The sequence below is a fragment of the Pseudomonas sp. 5Ae-yellow genome (genome assembly GCF_014077575.1).
GTDB classification, from domain to species: domain Bacteria; phylum Pseudomonadota; class Gammaproteobacteria; order Pseudomonadales; family Pseudomonadaceae; genus Halopseudomonas; species Halopseudomonas neustonica.
The window spans coordinates 1-21,649 of record NZ_JACGWE010000023.1 but is presented as its reverse complement, the minus strand read 5'-3'; the positions used below and the strand labels follow the sequence as shown (position 1 = coordinate 21,649).

23 protein-coding genes are annotated in these 21,649 nt (G+C 58.1%); 13 read left to right on the top strand and 10 right to left on the bottom strand.

Going from position 1 to position 21,649, the window contains the following annotated elements; all coding sequences use genetic code 11:
- Window positions 1-286: 286 nt before the first annotated feature.
- The 3 genes from H4J77_RS13610 to H4J77_RS13600 all read right to left on the bottom strand — a co-directional run bounded on the left by H4J77_RS13610 (window position 287) and on the right by H4J77_RS13600 (window position 3,132).
- Window positions 287-1,309, bottom strand: a complete 1,023-nt coding sequence (locus tag H4J77_RS13610) for an NADP-dependent oxidoreductase (RefSeq protein WP_123888783.1) — start codon at window positions 1,307-1,309, stop codon at window positions 287-289.
- A 142-nt stretch (window positions 1,310-1,451) separates the two neighbouring features.
- Window positions 1,452-2,537, bottom strand: coding sequence for a GGDEF domain-containing protein (locus H4J77_RS13605; RefSeq protein ID WP_182248888.1), 1,086 nt, complete (start codon window positions 2,535-2,537; stop codon window positions 1,452-1,454).
- Window positions 2,538-2,589: 52 nt separating this feature from the next.
- A complete protein-coding gene (locus tag H4J77_RS13600) occupies window positions 2,590-3,132 on the bottom strand; it encodes a gamma carbonic anhydrase family protein (protein ID WP_123888785.1) in 543 nt (180 codons plus the stop codon).
- A 174-nt stretch (window positions 3,133-3,306) separates the two neighbouring features.
- Here H4J77_RS13600 and prlC point away from each other — a divergent pair, with 174 nt between their 5' ends.
- Together prlC and H4J77_RS13590 are read left to right on the top strand one after the other, a co-directional pair.
- Window positions 3,307-5,352: an oligopeptidase A gene (prlC, locus tag H4J77_RS13595; protein WP_182248886.1), complete on the top strand. Its 2,046-nt coding sequence runs from the start codon at window positions 3,307-3,309 to the stop codon at window positions 5,350-5,352.
- Complete coding sequence (locus H4J77_RS13590; protein WP_123888787.1) at window positions 5,349-5,615, top strand: YheV family putative zinc ribbon protein; 267 nt, start codon at window positions 5,349-5,351, stop codon at window positions 5,613-5,615. Before prlC ends, H4J77_RS13590 begins: the two co-directional genes overlap by 4 nt.
- Window positions 5,616-5,631: 16 nt before the next feature.
- On the opposite strand, the gene H4J77_RS13585 is transcribed toward H4J77_RS13590, so the two are convergent.
- Entirely contained in the window at window positions 5,632-6,273 is a 642-nt protein-coding gene (locus H4J77_RS13585; protein ID WP_182248884.1) for a hypothetical protein, read from the bottom strand.
- A gap of 440 nt (window positions 6,274-6,713) precedes the next feature.
- Between H4J77_RS13585 and coxB the strand changes: the two genes are divergently transcribed.
- Genes coxB through H4J77_RS13565 form a run of 4 tightly spaced genes read left to right on the top strand, consistent with a single transcriptional unit; the run spans window position 6,714 to window position 10,929 of the window.
- Complete coding sequence (gene coxB, locus H4J77_RS13580) at window positions 6,714-7,838, top strand: cytochrome c oxidase subunit II (RefSeq protein ID WP_182248882.1); 1,125 nt, start codon at window positions 6,714-6,716, stop codon at window positions 7,836-7,838.
- 10 nt (window positions 7,839-7,848) lie between these two features.
- Entirely contained in the window at window positions 7,849-9,432 is a 1,584-nt protein-coding gene (ctaD, locus tag H4J77_RS13575) for a cytochrome c oxidase subunit I (protein ID WP_182248880.1), read from the top strand.
- Window positions 9,433-9,444: 12 nt separating this feature from the next.
- Window positions 9,445-10,011 (top strand): cytochrome c oxidase assembly protein, encoded by a 567-nt coding sequence (locus H4J77_RS13570; RefSeq protein ID WP_182248878.1) that lies wholly within the window; start codon window positions 9,445-9,447, stop codon window positions 10,009-10,011.
- A 30-nt stretch (window positions 10,012-10,041) separates the two neighbouring features.
- Window positions 10,042-10,929, top strand: a complete 888-nt coding sequence (locus H4J77_RS13565) for a cytochrome c oxidase subunit 3 (protein ID WP_123888792.1) — start codon at window positions 10,042-10,044, stop codon at window positions 10,927-10,929.
- Window positions 10,930-10,960: 31 nt separating this feature from the next.
- Here the strand turns inward: H4J77_RS13565 and H4J77_RS13560 are convergent, their stop codons facing one another.
- Window positions 10,961-11,242: a twin transmembrane helix small protein gene (locus H4J77_RS13560; protein ID WP_372237854.1), complete on the bottom strand. Its 282-nt coding sequence runs from the start codon at window positions 11,240-11,242 to the stop codon at window positions 10,961-10,963.
- Between H4J77_RS13560 and H4J77_RS13555 the strand changes: the two genes are divergently transcribed.
- From H4J77_RS13555 to H4J77_RS13535, 5 genes are all read left to right on the top strand, one after another.
- Window positions 11,241-11,999: an SURF1 family protein gene (locus H4J77_RS13555; protein ID WP_182248876.1), complete on the top strand. Its 759-nt coding sequence runs from the start codon at window positions 11,241-11,243 to the stop codon at window positions 11,997-11,999. The genes H4J77_RS13560 and H4J77_RS13555 overlap by 2 nt on opposite strands.
- Window positions 11,980-12,579 (top strand): hypothetical protein, encoded by a 600-nt coding sequence (locus H4J77_RS13550; protein ID WP_182248874.1) that lies wholly within the window; start codon window positions 11,980-11,982, stop codon window positions 12,577-12,579. Before H4J77_RS13555 ends, H4J77_RS13550 begins: the two co-directional genes overlap by 20 nt.
- A 3-nt stretch (window positions 12,580-12,582) precedes the next feature.
- The gene (locus H4J77_RS13545) at window positions 12,583-13,632 is read left to right on the top strand and encodes a heme A synthase (protein WP_182248872.1); all 1,050 of its coding nucleotides are present in this window, start codon (window positions 12,583-12,585) and stop codon (window positions 13,630-13,632) included.
- A gap of 61 nt (window positions 13,633-13,693) precedes the next feature.
- On the top strand, window positions 13,694-14,599 hold the full coding sequence (cyoE, locus tag H4J77_RS13540) for a heme o synthase (RefSeq protein WP_123888796.1): 906 nt from the start codon (window positions 13,694-13,696) through the stop codon (window positions 14,597-14,599).
- Complete coding sequence (locus tag H4J77_RS13535; protein WP_182248935.1) at window positions 14,596-15,222, top strand: SCO family protein; 627 nt, start codon at window positions 14,596-14,598, stop codon at window positions 15,220-15,222. Before cyoE ends, H4J77_RS13535 begins: the two co-directional genes overlap by 4 nt.
- A gap of 30 nt (window positions 15,223-15,252) precedes the next feature.
- On the opposite strand, the gene H4J77_RS13530 is transcribed toward H4J77_RS13535, so the two are convergent.
- The 5 genes from H4J77_RS13530 to H4J77_RS13510 all read right to left on the bottom strand — a co-directional run bounded on the left by H4J77_RS13530 (window position 15,253) and on the right by H4J77_RS13510 (window position 19,578).
- Entirely contained in the window at window positions 15,253-16,116 is an 864-nt protein-coding gene (locus tag H4J77_RS13530) for a TIGR03915 family putative DNA repair protein (protein WP_182248870.1), read from the bottom strand.
- A gap of 8 nt (window positions 16,117-16,124) precedes the next feature.
- Window positions 16,125-17,339 (bottom strand): putative DNA modification/repair radical SAM protein, encoded by a 1,215-nt coding sequence (locus H4J77_RS13525; protein ID WP_123888798.1) that lies wholly within the window; start codon window positions 17,337-17,339, stop codon window positions 16,125-16,127.
- 199 nt (window positions 17,340-17,538) lie between these two features.
- Window positions 17,539-18,324, bottom strand: a complete 786-nt coding sequence (gene znuB, locus H4J77_RS13520; RefSeq protein WP_182248867.1) for a zinc ABC transporter permease subunit ZnuB — start codon at window positions 18,322-18,324, stop codon at window positions 17,539-17,541.
- On the bottom strand, window positions 18,317-19,087 hold the full coding sequence (znuC, locus tag H4J77_RS13515; protein WP_182248865.1) for a zinc ABC transporter ATP-binding protein ZnuC: 771 nt from the start codon (window positions 19,085-19,087) through the stop codon (window positions 18,317-18,319). The genes znuB and znuC overlap by 8 nt, the downstream gene beginning before the upstream one ends.
- Window positions 19,084-19,578 (bottom strand): Fur family transcriptional regulator, encoded by a 495-nt coding sequence (locus H4J77_RS13510; protein ID WP_182248863.1) that lies wholly within the window; start codon window positions 19,576-19,578, stop codon window positions 19,084-19,086. Before H4J77_RS13510 ends, znuC begins: the two co-directional genes overlap by 4 nt.
- A 98-nt stretch (window positions 19,579-19,676) precedes the next feature.
- On the opposite strand from H4J77_RS13510, the gene znuA reads away from it, so the two are divergent.
- Both znuA and H4J77_RS13500 read left to right on the top strand, forming a co-directional pair.
- A complete protein-coding gene (znuA, locus tag H4J77_RS13505; protein ID WP_182248861.1) occupies window positions 19,677-20,624 on the top strand; it encodes a zinc ABC transporter substrate-binding protein ZnuA in 948 nt (315 codons plus the stop codon).
- 471 nt (window positions 20,625-21,095) lie between these two features.
- Window positions 21,096-21,431, top strand: coding sequence for a hypothetical protein (locus tag H4J77_RS13500; RefSeq protein ID WP_123888802.1), 336 nt, complete (start codon window positions 21,096-21,098; stop codon window positions 21,429-21,431).
- Window positions 21,432-21,649 lie beyond the last annotated feature (218 nt).

The following is a 21,649-nucleotide window of genomic DNA, read 5'->3' as shown; positions in this document are numbered from 1 at the left end:
ATACCTGGTCCGCTTCGAAACTGGCACTTTGATAGCGCGCCGGTGATAGCAATGCCCTGTTATCGAGCACGCGCAGCACAAGAAACCGCGCTTGGCTCAGGACAGTGCAATCGATGCAGTTTTTGTACCAAAAGACGCCGAAACAACAGCAACTCGCAGGCATTATGCGGCAAGACGAAGAGAGGGATTAAAGCAGGAAAAGGATAATGCGGAGGAGAGAGCTTATATAAAGTCATCAATCACCGGGCGACCCGACGCCGCCCGGTGAATTCAACACTCAGGCAGATCAGTCAGCGATGTGTACCAACTGCTTGCCGAAGTTCTTGCCGTTGAGCATGCCTTTGAACGCATCAACCGCGTTATCCAGACCTTCAGCTACGGTTTCGCTGTACTTCAGCTCACCGGACGCTACCTGACCAGCCAGCAGTGCGGTGATTTCCTGATGCTTATCCTGCCACTCGGTGACCAGGAAGAAGCGATGCTCAGGCTTGGGATCAAGCGCACCAAAGATATGGAAAGGTGTTTCTACCTTGCTCTGATCTTCAGCATTGTAGGCAGATACATAGCCGCAGATCGGCACGCGAGCACCGGGATTGATCAGTTTGGCAACCGCTTTGGCAACGTCGCCACCGACGTTCTCAAAATAGACATCGATGCCTTTCGGGCAGGCAGCAGCCAAATCGGCATCCAGATTACCGGCCTTGTAGTCAACGCAGGCATCAAAGCCCAGCTCTTCAACGACATAACGGCACTTCTCGGGGCCACCGGCAATACCCACTACGTGGCAGCCTTGTTTCTTCGCCGTCTGACCAACCACGGTACCCACTGGGCCGGAAGCCGCAGCCACTACAACGGTCTCGCCTGCCTTGGGCTTGCCCACGTACATCAGGCCGCAGTAACCGGTACGACCGGGCATACCGGCAACGCCAAGATACGTCTGCAGCGGCGCGCCCTGATCCTTGATCTTGTAGACCATGGGAGCGTCGCCAGGAATGATGCAGTACTCCTGCCAGCCTGAATAGACGGTGACCACATCGCCAACGCTGTAGTTGTCAGACTTGCTTTCAATAACACGGCCAATGCTTTCACCGACGATAGGTGCACCGATTTCGATCGGGTCCATATAGCCTTTGCTGTCATTCATGCGGGGGCGCATGTAGGGGTCCAGCGACAGCCACAGGGTTTGCAGCAGCACTTCGCCGTCTTTCAGCGCACGTACCGGCTCTTCTTTAATGACCAGATCGCCATCTTTGATTTCGCCCTGCGGGCGCTGGTTGAGAACCACTTTACGATTTGTATGGGCAGACATGATTGCCTCTCGCTATCAAGTGTATGGGCGGCCAGATTGCCGCGAACTCGCCGATCATAAACCAGCAAGGCGGCAAGTCATGCCCCTTGGCCGCACTATTCATCGCACTGATTGGTCGCCAATTGGCAGGCCGAAACGCCGGCTAGTCAATATCGCTGAGCGACAAGCCTCCGCCGTTACTGATCACACGATCACGGCCATAAGCTTTGCCACGATACAGGCGCTGGTCGGCACAGCGGTAAAGCGCCTCCGGATCAGTACCATCTACCGGCCACTGAGCCACACCAAAGGTAGCAGATAAAGGAATGCACTTGCCGTTCACCTCAAGAGGCGTATCTGCGAGCTGCTGACGCAGATCCTCAACCAAAGTCGCGCCGGCCTCAACCTCGGTATTCAGCAACAGCAGCCCAAACTCCTCACCACCCAGGCGGCCAATATAATCCGTTACGCGCAGCCGCCGCTGTAACACCCGGCAGAGGTGTTGCAACGCACTATCACCCACCTGATGGCCCCAGCAATCGTTTACCTGTTTAAAGTGGTCAACATCCAGCAATACCAAACAAAATGGCTGGTGGCTGCGCGCGGCCCGCTGCGCAGTATCTAAAAACAACATCTGAAAACGTCCGCGATTGAGCACGCCGGTTAACGCATCGGTCTCGGCAACGCGCTCCAACGCCCGCTGCGCGGCCGCCCGCCTTGACTCGTATATATGCACAAAAAGCATCAATACCACGCCGCAGAGCATGGCATTACCCAAATCAATCAAGCCGGTGGCACTGCGCACCTCGGCAAAGCGCCAGACATAAAGCAGCGCGGCGAGCAGAATAAAAGGGGTCGCCAGGAGAAAGCCGCCGACCCGTCCCAGCAACAGGTACGACAAGACCGGCACCATGTAGATCCAGACAAAAGCCGTCTGCGACGCATTAGGCATTACCATGATGTAGAGCAGAAAGCAGAAGGTCGGCAGCAGGAAAACATATATCCAGGGTGTGAGATTGCGCACTTGCGCCAGCTTCCAGCAACCCCAGAACAACAACAGCCCGGCGGCGAGTTCGCCCGTTGCCAGCAGCAGATTATGATTACTCAACTGCAATACGGCGAAGCCACACAGAATGAGCCCGGTGGCCAAAAACACCAGACGCAAAAGCACCCGCTGATCTGAGTCTTCCAGCGCAAAACGGGCGGATGAGGGTAGATCCCTATCCTGTCGCTTGAATTTGTTCGGCATTTCCCTCGCCTGCTTGTTATTCAACCCACATAGTGTAGTGCCCGATGGTCAACTAACCAGCCCAAACCTCGAGTAAATGCTGGTCCTTGAGTCGAACATAATTGTCGGCAGAATAGCTGAAGAAGGCTTTTTCCTTATCAGTCAGCGCTCGTACTTGCCGCGCCGGGCTGCCCATATACAGATAACCACTTGCCAGCGTGCGATTGGCTGGCACCAGGCTACCGGCACCAAGAATCACTTCGTCTTCCACGATGGCCCCATCCATGACGATGCTACCCATACCGATCAACACTCGGTTGCCAATGGTGCAGCCATGCAACAGAACCTTGTGCCCAACGGTGACCTCATCACCTATTATCAGTGGATAGCCATCCGGGTTAAAAGGTCCGGCGTGGGTAATATGCAGTACGCTGCCATCCTGAATGCTGGTGCGCGAGCCAATGCGAATATGCAGCATATCGCCGCGAATCACCGTCGCCGGCCAAACCGAGCAATCATTACCCAGCACCACATCCCCCAGAACCACAGCCGACGGATCGACAAATACGCCCTGACCGAGTTGTGGAATCTTGCCGCCAAAGGGTCTTACATTCATGCTGGCTACCTCGTTTGCCGGGCTGCGTTCAGTCACTTGCCTTGAAATGAAAGAACGCAGCCCATAGATCAATGTAAAGACAGGCTCGGCCGACCATTGAGTCGCATCGTCCTGCACCGATATTCAATATGATGGCGGTCGAACGCCATCACTGTCCAATTCAGGAAGCTATCCATGTCCAACCCGCTACTGCAACCTTATGACCTGCCGCCGTTCAGCGCGATACGCGCAGAGCACGTCAAGCCTGCTATCGAGCAGATCCTGTCTGACAGCCGCAACCAGGTGCAGGCGCTGCTGGCAACACCGCCGGCCCAGTGGACCTGGTCCAACCTGATTGAACCACTGGACGACATGGGCGAAAAACTCTCGCGCGCCTGGTCACCGGTCAGCCATCTGAACGCGGTAATGAACAGCCCGGAGCTGCGTGAAGCCTATGAAAGCTGCCTGCCGCTGCTCAGTCAGTACTACACCGAGCTGGGACAAAATCAGGCGCTGTTCGAGGCATATCAGCAACTCGCCAACAGTGCTCAATTCGCCACCCTGGACAAAGCCCAGCAAACCATCATCGAGCACGCGCTGCGCGACTTCCGCCTATCCGGCATCGCACTGCCGCCTGAGCAGCAAAAGCGCTACGGCGAGCTACAGATGCGCCTGTCCGAATTGCAAAGCACCTTCTCCAACCAGGTTCTGGACGCCACCCAAGCCTGGACCAAGCAGATAAGCGACGCGGCGCAACTAGATGGTCTACCCGATTCCGCTCTAGAGCAGGCCAAGCAGGCGGCCGAAGCACGGGAACTGGAGGGCTGGTTGATCACGCTCGACTTTCCCAGCTTTTACGCGGTAATGACCTACGCAACCGATCGTGCCCTGCGCGAAGAGGTCTATACCGCGTTTTGCACCCGTGCATCGGATCAAGGCCCGAACGCCGGAAAACTGGATAACGGCCCTATCATCGACGAAATACTGACCTTGCGCCAGGAGCTGGCCGAGCTACTGGGGTTTGCCAATTACGCTGAGCTCTCGCTGGCAACCAAGATGGCCGACAGCACCGACCAGGTACTGGGCTTTCTGCGCGACCTGGGGCAACGCAGCAAAAGCCACGCAGAAGAAGACCTGTCAGCCCTGCGTGCCTTTGCCGCGGAGCAAGGCTGCAGCGATCTCCAGCCCTGGGATCTAGGCCACTACAGCGAAAAGCTGCTGCAACACCGCTATGCCATTTCGCAGGAAGTACTGCGTCCCTATTTCCCGGTCAACACCGTGATCAAGGGCATGTTTGGCATAGTACAAAAGCTGTACGGCATTGAACTGCGCGAGGTCGAACAGTTCGAGCGCTGGCACGCTGATGCGCGTCTGTTTGAAGTTACCGAACACGGCGAAGTCATTGGTCGCTTCTTTCTTGATCTCTACGCCCGCTCGCACAAGCGCGGCGGTGCCTGGATGGACGGGTGCCGCGACCGGCGTCTACTCCCCAGCGGCGAGCTGCAACGCCCCATCGCCTATCTGGTGTGCAACTTCACACCGCCCGGCAGCGGCGGCAAGCCCGCTCTATTGACCCACGACGAGGTCACCACCCTGTTCCACGAATTCGGCCATGGCCTGCATCACTTGCTGACTCGGGTTGACTATGCGTCTGCCAGTGGCATCAATGGCGTCGCCTGGGATGCCGTAGAATTGCCCAGTCAGTTCATGGAAAACTGGTGCTGGGAGCCGGAAGGTCTGGCACTTATCTCCGGGCACTTCCAGACGGGCGAACCACTACCACAAGAGCTGCTCGACAAGATGCTGGCTGCCAAGAACTTCCAGTCCGGCATGGGTATGCTGCGCCAGGTGGAGCTCTCACTCTTTGACTTTGAGCTGCACGTGCGCGAAAACCCCGAACTCAGCGCTCAGCAAGTACTGGATAAAGTGCGTGACGAAACCTCGGTGCTGCGTGCACCTGCATTCAATCGCTTCCAGAATGGCTTCAGTCATATTTTTGCGGGTGGCTACGCCGCCGGGTACTACAGCTACAAGTGGGCTGAAGTACTTTCCTCTGATGCCTTCTCACGCTTTGAAGAGGAAGGTGTGCTGAATGAGAAAACCGGGCGTGCCTTCCGCGACAGTATTCTTGCGCGTGGCGGCAGCGAAGAGCCGATGGCGCTCTTTGTGGCCTTCCGTGGTCGTGAGCCCTCGATTGACCCACTGCTGCGTCACCTTGGCTTATCCGGGGAAGCAGCATGAACCAGCCGGTAAAACGCTTCATCGCCGGGGCAGTGTGCCCGGCCTGTAGCACCATGGATACGATTCGGATGTTTGACGTGGACGGCGTGCCGCACCGAGACTGCGTTGAGTGCGGCTACGCCGATACGCTCGATGAGCGTGGCAATGCAGTGCCAAGCGAGCTGACAACAAGGGTCAACGCAGCCAAACCCAAGCCCGCTAAACCGACCACTCAGACCGTGCAGTTCTTCCCCAACCCCAGGCTGAAGAAGAAGCCCGAATAGTCCTCAACGGTGCCGCCTAGGCGGCACCGCGCCAGGCTATATCCACCCCCAATTGCTCGCTCATGCAGGGCCACTGGTGCCAGATTGCACTATTGGCCCCTTCTTGTTGCGCAAGGTAAGCCTGGAAGCTCTCAGAGCTGAAGGCGTCCTCCGGAAACAGGCCTGCTACCGCCGCATCAACTGCGGCATCCAGCTGGTTGGCAAAGTCATCTCCCAACAATTGATGCACGATCAAATTGGCCTTGGTGGTGTCCATCGGAATCAACGCTTCGCCGCCGTGCGCCAGGTAACGATCATTAACCTCCTCGACCAGGCGATGGGCCAGATAAGCTTCATCCAGCAGTGCCAACAGCCCTTGATGCTCTGCCGGCAAGTCCGGCGGCTGCAGAAAAAAGGCTTCTGCCACTTTGAGCACCGGCAGCAAACGGCTGCGCATACTCGCCAAATCAGCTACGGCAGCAGCCGCATCCAAAACATTGGGAACCTGCTCGACATAAGCCTGAACAAAGTTGAAAAGTGTCTCAACCCCGTCATCTTCCAGACGAATGGCCGGATGCAGCTGCGGCAATCGTTCAGCCAACCAGGCATGCAATCTTTGTTGCTTGGCCTCCTGACTTAGCGCCAGTTCAACCTGACGTTTCAACGCGGGTGTATTCATGAATATCTCTCCACAACGACAGCTAAATGCTGCAGATGATTGAAGTGCTTGCTGGATGTCGCAGTCAAGCTAGCAGAGGGAAGCGATCCCGTCAAAGTGACTCAAAAATGAGGCACCATAACGTTCTGTCATAAAGAAATAAAACTCCTCAAGCTGCCACAGAAAAGCATCAACTGAGACAATTTATAGCGGCCTTTCGCCCGAAGCGCCAGCCGCCCACACAGGTTAAAAAATAACCGCCTGCAACATTGCCAAGCCCAAAGCCGTGTCTATACTCGACATTGTCCGGTAGCCATTTGGGGTACTGGCCAGGGAGGGCTTGCGGTGATTTTCGGCCGCTTACTGACTCTGGTCCATTGCTTATACAGCGACTAAAAGCCGCATTGTAGAGCCGCCCCTTCGCGCCTGGAGTGATAAAAACAATAAAAGGGGAACCGGGAATGTTGCGATTAGCAATCACCTGGCTGGTTGGCTTGTCCCTATCCGTCGTTGGCCCTGCCGCCAATGCCGAGTGGGGCGTCAACATGCGGCCTGGCGTCACCGAAGTCAGTAAATCCGTATTCGACCTGCACATGGCCATTTTCTGGATCTGTGTAGTGATCGGCGTCATCGTGTTCGGCGTTATGTTCTGGTCGATGCTGATGCATCGCAAGTCCGAAGACAGCAAGCCGGCCACCTTTCACGAGAACCTCACGGTCGAGATTCTCTGGACGGTTATCCCTCTGGTCATTCTCATCGTCATGGCGGTGCCTGCCACCAAGACGCTGATCGACATATACGATGCCGAAGAATCTGACGTCGATATCCTGGTCACCGGTTATCAGTGGCGTTGGCAGTACAAGTACGTGGGCGAAGGCGTCACCTACTTCAGCTCGCTCTCCACGCCGCGCGAAGAGATCACCAACGTCTCGCCCAAAAACCCCAATTATCTGCTCGAAGTAGATAATCCGCTGGTGGTACCGATCGGCAAGAAAATTCGTTTCCTGATTACCTCGGCTGACGTTATCCACTCCTGGTGGGTACCCGCCTTTGCGGTCAAAAAAGACGCTATTCCCGGTTTCGTCAACGAGTCCTGGACCCGTATCGACGAGCCCGGCATCTATCGCGGGCAATGCACCGAACTCTGCGGCAAGGACCACGGCTTCATGCCCATCGTAGTCGAAGCCAAAACCCAGGAAGACTACGACACCTGGCTCGCCGAGCAGAAAGAAGCCGCCGCCAAGGAGGCCGAACTACGCGACAAGGACTGGTCACTGGAAGAACTGGTCGCCCGCGGCGAGAAGGTTTACGGCTCAGCTTGCGCGTCCTGTCACCAAGCGACGGGGGAAGGTATACCTCCTATGTTCCCGGCGCTCAAAGGCAGCAGCATTGTGCTGACTGACATCCAGGAACATATCAACACTGTCATCAATGGCCGTCCCGGCACTGCGATGGCGGCCTTCGGCAAGCAACTCTCTGAAGTCGATGCAGCAGCGGTCATTACCTATGAACGTAACGCATGGGGCAACGACACCGGCGAACTAGTCAGTCCGCTGGATATTCTCAACTTCAAAGAAGCCCAATAGGAGACCTGTCATGAGCGCAGTGATCGATCACCATCACGCCGACCATGCCCATGGTCCAGCCAAGGGCATGATGCGGTGGGTACTGACCACCAACCACAAAGATATCGGCACCATGTATCTGTGGTTCAGTTTTGCCATGTTCCTGCTCGGCGGCAGTATGGCCATGGTCATCCGGGCGGAGCTTTTCCAGCCGGGCCTGCAGCTGGTACAGCCCGAGTTTTTCAACCAGATGACCACCACCCATGGTTTGATCATGGTGTTTGGCGCGGTCATGCCCGCCTTCGTGGGTCTCGCTAACTGGATGATTCCACTTATGGTAGGTGCGCCGGACATGGCCCTGCCGCGTATGAACAACTTCAGCTTTTGGTTGCTACCGATGGCCTTCGGCCTACTGGTCTCGACGCTGTTTATGGAGGGTGGCGGGCCGAACTTTGGCTGGACTTTCTACGCACCGCTATCGACCACCTACGCACCACCCAGCGTGACCTTCTTCATCTTTGCCATTCACCTGGCCGGCATCAGCTCGATCATGGGCGCGATCAACATCATCGCCACCATTCTCAACCTGCGCGCGCCGGGCATGACGCTGATGAAAATGCCGCTGTTTGTCTGGACCTGGCTGATCACCGCCTTCCTGCTGATTGCGGTGATGCCGGTACTGGCCGGGGTGGTGACCATGATGTTGATGGATATTCATTTTGGCACCAGCTTCTTTAACGCTGCCGGTGGCGGTGACCCGGTGATGTTCCAGCACATCTTCTGGTTCTTCGGGCACCCCGAGGTGTACATCATGATCCTCCCGGCCTTTGGCGCGGTCAGCCAGATCATCCCCACCTTCAGCCGCAAGCCGCTGTTTGGTTATACCTCCATGGTCTATGCCACCGCAGCAATTGCCTTCCTGTCGTTCATTGTCTGGGCGCATCACATGTTCACCGTCGGCATTCCGATCACCGGCGAGCTGTTTTTCATGTACGCCACCATGCTGATTGCCGTGCCCACCGGGGTGAAGGTGTTCAACTGGGTGAGCACCATGTTTCGCGGTGCGCTGACCTTTGAAACGCCGATGCTGTTTGCCATCGCCTTCGTGATTCTATTCACCATTGGCGGTTTCTCCGGGCTGATGCTGGCTATCGCCCCGGCGGACTTTCAGTACCACGACACCTACTTTGTAGTGGCGCATTTTCACTACGTACTGGTGCCCGGCGCCATCTTCGGCATCTTCGCGTCGGCCTACTACTGGCTGCCCAAGTGGACCGGGCACATGTACGACGAGACCCTGGGCAAGACGCACTTCTGGATGAGCTTCATCGGCATGAATCTGGCGTTCTTCCCGATGCACTTTGTCGGGCTGGCCGGCATGCCAAGGCGGATTCCGGACTACAACATCATGTTTGCCAACTTCAACATGGTGTCGTCGATTGGCGCGTTCATGTTCGGGGCAACCCAGCTGCTATTTCTGTTCATCGTCATCAAGTGCATCAAGGGCGGACCCAAGGCAGCAGCCAATCCGTGGGAAGGGGCAGAAGGCCTGGAGTGGACAGTACCCTCGCCAGCGCCTTATCACACCTTCACCACACCACCCGAAGTGAAGTAGTCGGAGGCCGCCATGAGCGAGCAGCTGTCGAATGCACGTCTGGTAAAGCGCCTGTTGTTTACGGTGGTGGCGATGTTTGCCTTTGGCTTTGCCATGGTCCCGCTGTACGACGTGATGTGTGATGCGCTAGGCATTAACGGTAAGACCAGCGGTACCGCCTATCAGCAGGAAACTGAGTACATCGATGAGAACCGCACGGTACGCGTGCAGTTTCTCGCCACCAATGCCGAAGGTATGAGCTGGTCGTTTGGGCCGCAGGCCGATGAATTATCGCTGCATCCCGGCGAAACCCGCGAGGTGCTGTTTCATGCCAGCAACCCAACCGACCATCCCATGGTGGCGCAGGCGATTCCCAGCGTCGCGCCATCCAAGGCCGCCGCCTATTTTCACAAGACCGAGTGTTTCTGCTTCACCCAGCAGGTGCTGCAACCGGGCGAGAGCGTGATGATGCCAGTGCGCTTCATCGTCGACCCGGCGTTGCCCAAGGACGTGAAACACCTGACGCTGGCCTACACGCTGTTTGATGTATCGGATCGGATGCCTGAGAAGCTGGCAATGTCAGCGCCACAGGCTAACTGAGTAAAGACTGCCAGATAAGGAGAACAACAGATGGCGAGTCACGAAACCTACTACGTACCGGCGCAAAGCAAATGGCCGATCATCGCTTCGGTCGGCCTGCTGCTGACCGTGTTTGGCGGCGGCAGCATGATCAACGGTATGAGCAGCGGCACCGGCAGCGCTGCCGGCAAGTGGATCTTCTTTGCCGGTGCATTGACCATTGCCTACATGATGTTTGGCTGGTTCAGCAGCGTGGTGAAAGAAAGTGACCAGGGGCTGTACAGCCAGCAGATGGACCGTTCTTTCCGCATGGGCATGGGCTGGTTCATTTTTTCCGAGGTCATGTTCTTCGCGGCGTTCTTCGGTGCACTCTTCTATGCCCGCACCTTTGCCGGACCCTGGTTGGGCGGCGACGGCGACAAGGGTGTAGCCAATATGCTGTGGCCGGATTTCCAGTTCGCCTGGCCATTGATGGTCAACCCGGACGCCACAACCTTTCCTGGCCCCAGAGAAACCATCAGCCCCTGGCAGCTGCCACTGTTCAACACTATCATCCTGATTTCTTCGAGTGTGACAGTCACCTTTGCGCACCATGCCCTGCGTGCCGACAAGCGCGGCGCGACCAAAGCCTGGCTGGGCCTGACCGTGCTGCTCGGGGTGATCTTTCTGGTGCTGCAGGCGCTGGAGTACCAGCACGCCTATCACGATCTGGGACTCACCCTGAACTCCGGTATCTACGGCTCAACCTTCTTCATGCTGACCGGCTTCCACGGCGCCCACGTCACCATGGGCACGCTGATTCTGGCGATTATGCTGATCCGCATCACCCGTGGCCATTTCACCCCGGACAAACACTTTGGATTTGAGGCGGCCAGCTGGTATTGGCACTTTGTCGATGTAGTCTGGGTAGGCTTGTTTGTCTTTGTCTACATTCTCTGAGGCCGTCCGGCGGCGCGGCGCACGTTCTGGCTCAATGCAGCCAGGGCGTGCTCCAGCGCAACTCGCCGGACCAAAAGCCGTAGCCAATCAGCGCCACCAGCAGCACGGTCAGGGTGATGCGCAGGGTCAAGGCCTTGACCAAGCGCCCGCTGCGATTATCGGTATCTTTCATGAGAAAAAACAAACCGCTGAACAAACTGCAGACCACCGCAGCCAGCAAAACCAGAATCGCCACTTTCAGCCACATGGGCAGACACTCCCTTTTATTGTTCTGCGCGCCAGTATAGTCCTGCAGGCAGCCGACCGTGATCATGTCTGAGACCATTACCCAAAGAAGGCGTTTTGCGCCAGGCCTCGGGCTATGGCTGTTTACGCTGAGCCTGCTGCCAGTGCTGGTCGGCCTCGGTTTATGGCAGTTTGATCGCGCCGCGCAAAAACAGCAGCAGGAGCGCCAGATGCAGGAGCGCCAGCAAGCGCCCGCGCTCAGTCTCAGTCAGCTTGAGCAGAGCCGCCCCGCCAACTGGCAGCGGCTGGTACTGACCGGACATTTTGATCGCCAGCGCATCTGGCTATTGGATAACCGCACCCGCGATGGCGCGGCGGGCGTTGAGGTATTACAGGCGTTTCAGGATGACAGCGGCCAATGGCTACTGATCAATCGCGGCTGGATGCCCTGGCCAGACCGCCGCGACGTTATCCAGGTCAATACACCCAGCGGCCGTCAGCAACTGCTGGCCGAGGCACTACCGGCCCCGGGCAGCGGATTTCGCTTGGGCGATGCCGCAGCCGCTTCAGCCGATTGGCCGCGTCTGATTACCCAAATCAATCTCGCCGAATTAAGCCAACAGGCCGGTTTGCCGCTGGCCAGCTGGCGCGCGCGACTGATCGAACCCAGTGCATCGGCCGCCCTTCGGCTCGACTGGCCTGATCTACCGATGAGCTCCAGCCGCCACACCGGTTACGCCGTGCAATGGTTTTGTCTGGCTGGCGCACTCTTTGTCTTATTTGTGTGGGCCGGCCTGCGGCCCGAATCTCGGGGGAATAACAATAATGATGAGCATGACAGATAACCCGTCAGCCACCCGCCCACGTGGTCAGCTCAAGCTGCTGGCCATTTGTGCTGTGGTATTTGGTCCGATTCTGGTCGCCGGTTTAATGGCCCATTTTGAGATCGGTATTCCGCAGACGCAATCGAACAAGTCCGATCTGGTCGAGACGCCCATACAGCTTAGCGACTGGCAATTGAGCGTTGAGCCGGTTGGCTACGGTGCGCCCTGGCGATTGCTGGTCACCAGCGCTGAGGCCTGCGCCGAGGCGTGCCAGCAACTGGTCCATGAAGCGCGCCAGATTAACGTGGCAGTAGGCCGCGAAGCAGATCGCGTAGAGCACATGCTCGCCACCGGTAATCAGCTCACCGCCAGTGAGCAACAGCGTCTGGAAACGCGTTTCCCGCGTCTGCAGCAGACCACTATCTCGGCAACGGCCTATAGCGCGAGCCTGCAACAGCTGCCGGCTGAATGGCAACAGGGGCCGCAGCTGTGGCTGGTCGATCCGCTGGGGCGTGTCGTGTTGCATCAGAGTGTTGCCGAACCCGGCAAGCAGCTACTGGATGACCTCAAACGCCTGTTGAAAATGTCCAAAGTGGGGTGAGCCATGCACAAACCCGGATACAGATGGGCGGTGATCGGCCTGGTCCTATGCTTTGTGGTGGTCATTCTCGGTGCCTACACCCGGCTGGTGCATGCCGGGCTGGGCTGCCCGGATTGGCCGGGCTGCTATGGCTTTATCAGCGTACCGCAGAGTGACGGCGCGCTGGAAACCGCGCAAATGCGCTTCCCGGATGATCCGGTAGAGGCGTTCAAGGCCTGGGCCGAGATGATCCATCGCTACGCCGCTGGCTTGCTGGGCCTGCTGATTCTGGGGCTGGCGCTGTACAGCCTGAAGCAACGCCACCAGCCGGACTATCCGGTCGCACTATGCTTTGGTCTGCTCGGGCTGGTGATCTGCCAGGCACTCTTTGGCATGTGGACAGTGACATTGAAACTCTGGCCGCAAGTCGTCACCGCGCACCTGCTCGGCGGCTTTACCACGCTAAGCCTGCTGTTACTGCTCAGCCTGCGCCTGTCCGGTCGTCTACGGGCATTACCCGCCAGCCCAGGCATTGCGCGCCTGCGCAACCTGGCGCGCCTGACCCTGCTGGTCGTGATCGGACAAATCATGCTCGGCGGCTGGACCAGCACCAATTACGCCGCCGTCGCCTGTATCGACCTACCCACCTGCCACGGCGAATGGTGGCCGGAGATGGACTTCGCCACCGGCTTCAATCTGTTGCATCAGGAGGTAGGGCCGAATTATCTGGGCGGCATGCTGGAAGGACCGGGGCGCACCGCGATCCATTTCACCCATCGTATCGGTGCGGTGATTACCACGCTCATGGCGCTCACCCTGGCTTGGCAACTCTGGCGCAGCCGCTACCCGTTATTGGCCAGCCTGGTGACGCTGATGCTGACAATACAAATAGCCCTGGGCGTTACCAACGTACTGGCGCATTTGCCGCTACCGGTTGCGGTCGCGCATAACGGCGTAGCGGCACTCTTGCTACTGAGTGTCATCAGCGTGAATTATCGCCTGCGCGCCCCGACCAGCGTGCGAAGGCCAATGCAATCCAATAGCAGCCGCCGAACGCTGGCGGGCTCGGTCTGACTGACCCATACTCACAGCACAACAATAACGGCGGCGCAGAGCCGCTGAAGGGGAAATGACCATGACAACCTTGACCCACACGCTATCGACGCGTGCCGGCTGGCGCGACTATCTCGAACTGACCAAGCCCAAGGTCGTCGCCTTGATGATCATTACCTCGGCGATCGGCATGTTGCTGGCCAGCGACGCCGCCGTACCCTGGCAAACGCTACTGCTAGGTAATCTGGGCATAGCCCTGTGCGCTGGTTCAGCCGCCACGGTCAATCACGTAGTTGATCGGCGTATTGATATTCTCATGGCCCGCACGCAGCGGCGTCCGCTCGCGCAAGGCCGGGTCAACCCGTTGAATGCACTGCTGTTTGCCGTTCTCCTCGGCAGCATTGGTATGGCCATACTGCTGCAATGGATCAACGCCATTACGGCCTGGCTTACGCTCGGCTCATTACTCGGCTATGCCGTGATCTATACCTCCTTTCTCAAGCGTGCGACGCCGCAGAATATCGTCATCGGCGGCCTCGCCGGTGCAGCACCGCCGCTACTCGGCTGGACCGCTGTCACCGGGCAAGTCCAAGCCGAAGGCCTGCTGCTGGTGCTGATCATCTTCGCCTGGACGCCACCCCACTTCTGGGCGCTGGCAATTCACCGCAAGGCTGAATACGCCAAGGTAGACATCCCCATGCTGCCGGTAACGCATGGTGAGCGCTACACCAAGCTGCATATTCTGCTGTATACCTTTATCCTGTTGGCCGTCAGCATGCTGCCCTTTGTCATTCACATGAGTGGCGTGCTCTATCTGGTGGTGGCAACCGGGCTGGGACTGCGTTTTATCGATTGGGCCTGGGCATTGTGGCGAGATAGCCGGCCACATGCAGCGATCAAGACCTTCAAATTTTCATTGTGGTATCTGCTGTGGCTGTTTGTGGCCCTGCTGGCAGACCACTACGCAGGAGTAGCTGGATGGCTTTGAGTGGTGTGCAAAAGACCGTACTGATCTGTACGGCTAGTGTGGCCCTGGTGTTGGGTGCCATCGTCCACAAGGTCACACGCCCCGTGCCGTTCGACCGCAACGCGCTACAAGACGCCGGGGTTTTTCTATTTGATAACCCACGGCCGATCCCCGACGTCAGCCTGCAGGCAGCCTCAGGCGAGCCATGGAGCAAAGCCGATCTGCAAGGCCAGTGGGATATGCTGTTTTTTGGCTACACCTTTTGCCCCGACATCTGCCCGACTACCCTCGCCGACCTGCGCCAACTACACGAAAAGTTGCCCGCTGACGCCCGTGCGCAATTACAGGTAACGCTGATCAGCGTGGACCCCAACCGGGATACACCGCAGCGGCTGAAAACCTACCTTGATTTCTTCAACCCCGACTTTGCCGGCGCCACCGGTGACGCCAGCGAACTGGCCAAGCTCGCCAAGTCGCTCTCGATTGCCTATATCGAGCCAGACACCAGCAAGGAAAATTATCTGGTCGACCACAGCGGTCAGGTGGTGCTGGTCAATCCGCAGGGCGAGTATGTGGGCTTCATTCGCCCACCACTGAAAAACGATCAGTTGGCCAGTTGGCTGCCGCGGATCATGGCGCGCTAAGCGCGCGTTAACACCAACAAGACAGGCTGGCTAAGGGGCTTTGCGATTCGCGGCGCTGTGCTGTTGCATCGCCCGTATAACCTTGCCTGACTTGCCCGCCAGCGCCTCGGTCTGGCCGTGCTTCTGCGCCCCGGTGCGCGCAAGGCTAATCAATCCGGCAATCAGATGTCCTTCTGGCAAGCCTGCCCAGAACCGCAATGGCATATGCCCCTGCATCACCTCCGGGTTCAGGCGCGCAGGATTAAAAATACTGCTGTAATAGGTCTCCCATAGCGGGTCGCCGCTATCGCGCGTGCGCGCTGCCAGCGATGCCCACTCACCAGGGCAGGTTCTGCGGTAATGCAGTTCATGACCGTCGTACCAGACCGCATCGCGAGAAGAAACGATCAGCCACCGTTGGCGCCCCAACCGCTCGGCAAAATGCATACTGGCGCTGGCCAACACATCATGTGCGCACTCGTGCCAGGCCACGTAGTCCAGCCAGGGGTGATCCGTTAGCGGATGAAAGCGCACAAAGGCATGCAAGTGATGCGCCTCACGACGCACGGCCTTGATACGGCGCTGCAACTCACTACCGTCCGCGTCGCCCGCCAGCCCTGCATGACGCTCACCTTCGACCACCCTCCAGAGCACGCGATAAAGCAGGTTCCAGCGGCCAGGAGTGCGGTACTGCGCCGCCGTTTCAAGCTCACCCAAGAGCTGCGCTGAAACACGCGGCGGCGGCAGCGCAGGCGCCATAGCAGGCTGTTCATCAGCGTTGGGCGCATTAGCGAACAACTGAGGCTGCACCTGATCTGCCCATACCACCGCATGTGGCGCCACCTGCTGCATCAGCAAGTGCCGGGCCTGAGCGCGCCAGCGTTCAAAATCGTCGTCACAGCACAGCACCTGCATAAACGCCCCTAGCCCCAAAGCGCCATTTGCGCTGGTTGATCACTCAATTGCCGACGCAATACGCTGGACTCCAGGCTCGCCTGCTGCGGGTGATAGTCGCTGGTAATCATGAAGGGCTTGGCTTTCTCGATGACACAGCGCAAACGCACCACATCGTCGAAGCGAATCCGCTTGAGCCGACGCAGATCAACAATGCGCTGCGCCGAGCGCACACCAATGCCCGGAATACGCGCGATGACCTGCGGTTCAGCCAAGTTCAAGTCAACCGGAAACAGATCACGATTGGCCAGGGCCCACGCCAGCTTAGGGTCGATATCCAGCGGTAAATTGCCCTGCGCGCCGATCAGTTCGTTCACCTTGAAGCCATAGCCACGCAGCAAAAAATCCGCCTGATAAAGGCGATGCTCGCGCATCAGCGGCGGTGCCTGGAAGGGTACGGACGAGGGACTGTTGGGTATCGGGCTGAAAGCCGAATAGTAGACACGCCGCAGCCGGTACTGCCCATACAACGTCTCGGCGGTACGCAAAATTCGGCTATCGTCACTGGCATCGGCGCCCACGATCATTTGGGTACTCTGCCCACCCGGAGCAAACGCTGGCGCACGCTTATCAAAACGCGACTCCTGCGACGCCGAATCAATGGTCCCCATCGCCCCCGTGATACTGATCAACTCTTTCTCCGGCGCCAGCCGGACGAGACTCTCTGCGCTGGGCAGCTCAATATTTACACTGAGCCGGTCAGCGTAGCGCCCAGCCTCGGCAATCAGCGCCGGATCGGCCTCGGGAATGGTTTTGAGATGAATATAACCGCGAAACTGATGTTCTTCGCGTAGCACCTTGGCCACGCGTATCAACTGCTCCATGGTGTAATCGGGCGACTGAATAATGCCCGAACTCAGAAACAGGCCGCTGACATAGTTGCGCTGATAGAAATCCAGCGTCAGCGTCACTACCTCTTCCGGCGTGAAGCGTGCGCGAGGCACATCACTGGAACGGCGGTTGATGCAATACTGGCAATCGTAGAGGCAAAAGTTGGTCAACAGGATCTTCAACAGCGACACGCAGCGACCATCGGGCGTATAGCTATGGCAAATGCCCATACCGTTGGTCGAGCCTATGCCATCCTTGCCCTTTGAGCTGCGTTTGGGCGCGCCGCTGCTGGCACAGGAGGCGTCGTACTTCGCCGCGTCGGCCAGTACGGTGAGTTTCTCGATCAGCTCCATGCTGCACCTTTTTACTGTATATAAATACAGCATAATCGATGCACTGAAGACACTCAATATACTCTTGCGCGCGAGCATCACCCAGCTAGCCCCCAGGAAGAGCAGGCATAAGTCCAGCGGCTGGGTGCGACTATGCGCGTCGGTCAGTAGCGACGAGTTGGCGTCGCACGCAGGCGTTGAGCAGCTTTATAGCCGCGACCTAACTGCGCCGCGGCACACTCAGCGCCAGCATGAACAGAGCCGCCGCGCAGACCACAATGGAAGGCCCGGCCGGCGTATCCAGATGCCATGACATGGTCAGACCACCAAGCACGGCCAAAACCCCCAGTACGCTAGCGCCCAGCGCCATCTGCTCGGGTGTCCGCGCATGCCGCTGAGCCGCTGCCGGTGGAATGATCAGCAGCGATGTAATCAGCAACACCCCCACGACCTTCATCGCCACCGCAATCACGATCGCAATCAGCAGCATCAGCGCCAAACGTATCGCCGTGACCGGCAGCCCTTCGACTCGCGCCAACTCTTCATGCACGGTAATCGACAACAGGTTGCGCCAGAGCAGACTCATCAACACCAGCACGACCAACAGACCACCCAGCATCCAGCCCAGATCGGATGCGGTGATCGCCAGCAAGTCGCCAAACAGATAGGCCATCAGATCGACGCGCACGTTCTCGGTCAGCGCCAGCACGACCAGACCAAGCGACAAGGTGCTGTGCGCAAGAATGCCCAACAGCGTATCGCTGGCCAGCCATTCCTTGTGCTGCAGGGCGACCAGCAGCACGGCAATCAGCACACAGCCAACCGTTACCGCCAATGTCAGGTTGATATCCAGCAGCATGCCCAGCGCAATACCCAGCAGCGCCGAATGCGACAGGGTGTCGCCAAAATAGGCCATGCGCCGCCAGACCACAAAAGAGCCCAGCGGACCGGCCACCAGTGCCAGCCCAAGCCCGGCCAATAAGGCGTACAGCAGAAAATCAGGCATGGTTGCAGTCAGGTCCGTGGCGGTGTTCGTGGGGCACGACTTCGCCGTGCATATCGTGGGCATGGTCGTGGTGATGGCTGTAAACCGCCAAGGCGCTGGCCTGCTCACCAAACATGGCGACAAAGGCCGGGTCCAGGCTGACCTGCTCCGGATGCCCGGAACAGCAAACATGCCGATTAAGACAGACCACGGTATTGGTCGTCGCCATCACCAGATGCAGATCATGCGACACTATGAGCACGCCGCAGCCGTAGCGATCACGCAAGCGGGTAATCAACTGATACAGCTCAATCTGGCCGTTCACGTCGACGCCCTGCACCGGCTCGTCCAGCACCAGCAAATCAGGCTCGCGCAGCAGTGCGCGCGCCAGCAAAATGCGCTGCAACTCACCGCCCGATACCTGCTGCAGTGGGCGCTGCAATAGATGCTCAGCGCCTACCTCGGTCAATGCCGCCAGTGCCGCCGCCTTCTTCGCCCCGGGTGACAGCAATAGAAAACGCTGCACCGTGAGTGGCAAGGACGCATCAATCTGCAGCTTCTGCGGCATGTAGCCGATACGCAATTTTGCCTGCCGGTTCACCTGCCCGGAGGAGGCCTTAAGAAGGCCCAACACAATACGCACCAGGCTGGTTTTACCAGCGCCATTGGGCCCGATCAGGGTGACAATCTCACCGCGCTTGACCTGCAGATTCACATGCTCAAGCACATCCGTGCCATGCAAGCGCAGGCTGACGTCCTCCAGCGATAACAGCGCTTTACTCACGCCGCCTCCCGGCACTGCGAACACAGACCGCTGATCTCAACCGTTTCGCCCTGTACCGCAAAGCCATGGCTCTTGGCCGCGTCGGCTATCGCCTTACTGATGCCAGTGGCATCCAGCTCAATCGCGATATGGCAGCTGAGGCAGATCAGAAAGTGGCCTTCATGCCGGTGCTCCGGGCTGGCGCAGCCAATGAAGGCGTTGAGCGAGGCGATGCGGTGCACCAGGCCCTGCTCCTGCAGAAAATCCAGCGCCCGATACACAGTGGGCGGCGCGGCACGACGACCGTCATCGCGCGACAGGGTTTCCAGAATATCGTAGGCACCTAGCGGCTTGTGGCTTTGCCAAACCAACTCCAGCACGCGTTTGCGCAGAGTGGTAAAGCGAACGCCCTCGCGCGCGCAGACCTCTTCGGCAGCGCCCAGGGCGTGGCTGACACAGCGAGTGTGATCGTGCGGCTGCTGCGGGTCTTGCGCGGAGAGAAACTCGGTCATGGGATCGTCCTGTCGGGTAGCACTACAAAATGGAATCTGTGCGCTCGCATTTGAGCTGTTATCATATAACACTTTACTGTTCAGAGGTACGCCCTACCATGTCATCCTTTCGCCTGCTTGCTGCCTTGTGCGGGCTGCTGCTCACCCTCAACGCCCACGCCGACCCAGTACGCGTGCTCGCCTCAATCAAACCAGTACAGCAAATCGCTGCTGCCGTACTCGATGGCATCGATACGCCCGCCGCACTCCTGCCCGCAGGTGCATCACCACACTCCTTTGCACTGCGCCCCTCGGACCGCCGCGCACTGGCCAGTGCCGAGCGCATCTACTGGGTCGGCCCTTCGCTGGAACTCTTTCTGCAAAGCACCCTGCATGAACTACCCAGCGCTCGCGAACTGGCCGAGATACCCGGCCTGCGCCTGCGTCACTTTGACGAAGACGCACCGGCACATGACCACAACGCCAATGAGCACGCCGACGAGCATGACGCAAGCGCGGAGCACGACGGCCATGACCACGGCCCCGGCAGTATTGATCCGCATATCTGGCTGTCACCGGAAAACGCGGTCGTTATCGCGCGCTGGATGAAGGACGATCTCGCTCCCCTTTATCCGCAACAGCAGAGCCTACTCGAGGCCAACCTCGCCACCTTCGAGCAACGCATGCAGGCGCTGGAGCAGCAACTCACCGAGCGCTTTGCGCCGCTAAAAGATAAACCCTACTTTGTATTTCATGATGGCTACGGTTACTTGGAGAGCTATCTGGGACTGCAGCACAGCGGCGTGTTCAGCCTCGCCCATGAGATTCAACCGGGGGCACGCCACGTAAACGAATTACGCAACACCCTGAGCGCAGCAGCGCCAGCCTGCGTATTCAGCGAACCGCAATTCACCCCGCGTCTGATCAACAGCCTGACTGCCGGTTTGCCGGTACAAAGCGCACAGCTCGACCCAATGGGCGCAGCAACTGAGGTTGGTCCGCACGGTTACGAGCAGCAGCTAAGAGCGCTGACCAACACCTGGGCGAGCTGTCTGGAACAACTATAACCCTACCGCATAACGTCAGCCCCAGCCCGCTGCAGCCCACAAGCAGCGGCGGTCGCGCTTCGCGCCTAACGCCCTTCTCGCAAAGAAGGCAGCAATTTGACGTCAAAAACATAGACCGTTAATAGCACTTTGCCATAATATGCCTGACATTGGGTTTTGCCAGGCTGCGCAAATGTGCCAGTGCTCAGGTTTCTGACACAACAGGACCAAGCAAAGCCACATCTCGACACTGGACGACGAAAGGCCCCGCTATAAGGGCTACTACTGGATAAGGACATCATGTGAGGCGTGACCGTTCACTGCGGCTTTCGGCCGTAACTTCATACCCCGCTTTTTCTCAGCACACCGCATACCAGGCCACTGCGGCGGCCTATTACTGCGTCGGTGGCAACCAGCCCTGCGTTAAATCTGCTCTAACACTCACTGCGCTAAAACGGCGCCTCCCCCAACCCAAGCGCTCAAGAAGAACCTATGTATAAATACTCCAGAAATATGTTGCCCGTAGTTGCCGCCCTGGCACTCATCGCCTGTTCTAGCGGCCCCTCTGAAAGCGATATCCAGGCGCTTCTAGAGGCACAGGTGACGCAAACCAATAGCATGCTGAAGGGAATGGTTGGCTCTGACATGGCGTCTGACATGCAAGCCAAAATCCACGAGGTCACGCTCCATGGCTGCGACGAGATTCGTGATGCCACATACCGCTGCGATGTTGAAGTGGATCTCTCAATGCCCATGGCCGGACGCACCACAACACGTTCGAGCATGACCCTGACGCAAACCGAAGCAGGCTGGGCAGCCACCCGCTAGAGCCTGGCTCATTCCAACACCGTCGCGGTAACAGCGACAATACTGATCAGAAGTAAAAGGAAGCTAAAGATGACTCAATCCACACCAACACTCGGCGGTCTCAGGGTCTAAGTGCAACACTCAGTTGATGGTCTGAAGGTTATTGCTCTGCGAGAGCTGAAGGTATTCAACAAGCACCTCCACCGGGAATTTCCAGCCTAAAGTCTGTCGTGGCCGAG

Coding starts and splice junctions, on each gene's coding strand:
- H4J77_RS13600 (WP_123888785.1), bottom strand. CDS start 3,132: ATGAATGTAAGACCCTTTGGCGGCAAGATTCCACAACTCGGTCAGGGC.
- H4J77_RS13610 (WP_123888783.1), bottom strand. CDS start 1,309: ATGTCTGCCCATACAAATCGTAAAGTGGTTCTCAACCAGCGCCCGCAG.
- H4J77_RS13525 (WP_123888798.1), bottom strand. CDS start 17,339: ATGGAGCTGATCGAGAAACTCACCGTACTGGCCGACGCGGCGAAGTAC.
- H4J77_RS13500 (WP_123888802.1), top strand. CDS start 21,096: ATGTATAAATACTCCAGAAATATGTTGCCCGTAGTTGCCGCCCTGGCA.
- H4J77_RS13565 (WP_123888792.1), top strand. CDS start 10,042: ATGGCGAGTCACGAAACCTACTACGTACCGGCGCAAAGCAAATGGCCG.
- ctaD (WP_182248880.1), top strand. CDS start 7,849: ATGAGCGCAGTGATCGATCACCATCACGCCGACCATGCCCATGGTCCA.
- H4J77_RS13585 (WP_182248884.1), bottom strand. CDS start 6,273: ATGAATACACCCGCGTTGAAACGTCAGGTTGAACTGGCGCTAAGTCAG.
- znuA (WP_182248861.1), top strand. CDS start 19,677: ATGTCATCCTTTCGCCTGCTTGCTGCCTTGTGCGGGCTGCTGCTCACC.
- H4J77_RS13545 (WP_182248872.1), top strand. CDS start 12,583: ATGCACAAACCCGGATACAGATGGGCGGTGATCGGCCTGGTCCTATGC.
- coxB (WP_182248882.1), top strand. CDS start 6,714: ATGTTGCGATTAGCAATCACCTGGCTGGTTGGCTTGTCCCTATCCGTC.
- znuB (WP_182248867.1), bottom strand. CDS start 18,324: ATGCCTGATTTTCTGCTGTACGCCTTATTGGCCGGGCTTGGGCTGGCA.
- prlC (WP_182248886.1), top strand. CDS start 3,307: ATGTCCAACCCGCTACTGCAACCTTATGACCTGCCGCCGTTCAGCGCG.
- H4J77_RS13605 (WP_182248888.1), bottom strand. CDS start 2,537: ATGCCGAACAAATTCAAGCGACAGGATAGGGATCTACCCTCATCCGCC.
- H4J77_RS13530 (WP_182248870.1), bottom strand. CDS start 16,116: ATGCAGGTGCTGTGCTGTGACGACGATTTTGAACGCTGGCGCGCTCAG.
- cyoE (WP_123888796.1), top strand. CDS start 13,694: ATGACAACCTTGACCCACACGCTATCGACGCGTGCCGGCTGGCGCGAC.
- H4J77_RS13570 (WP_182248878.1), top strand. CDS start 9,445: ATGAGCGAGCAGCTGTCGAATGCACGTCTGGTAAAGCGCCTGTTGTTT.
- H4J77_RS13555 (WP_182248876.1), top strand. CDS start 11,241: ATGTCTGAGACCATTACCCAAAGAAGGCGTTTTGCGCCAGGCCTCGGG.
- H4J77_RS13550 (WP_182248874.1), top strand. CDS start 11,980: ATGATGAGCATGACAGATAACCCGTCAGCCACCCGCCCACGTGGTCAG.
- H4J77_RS13510 (WP_182248863.1), bottom strand. CDS start 19,578: ATGACCGAGTTTCTCTCCGCGCAAGACCCGCAGCAGCCGCACGATCAC.
- H4J77_RS13560 (WP_372237854.1), bottom strand. CDS start 11,242: ATGATCACGGTCGGCTGCCTGCAGGACTATACTGGCGCGCAGAACAAT.
- H4J77_RS13590 (WP_123888787.1), top strand. CDS start 5,349: ATGAACCAGCCGGTAAAACGCTTCATCGCCGGGGCAGTGTGCCCGGCC.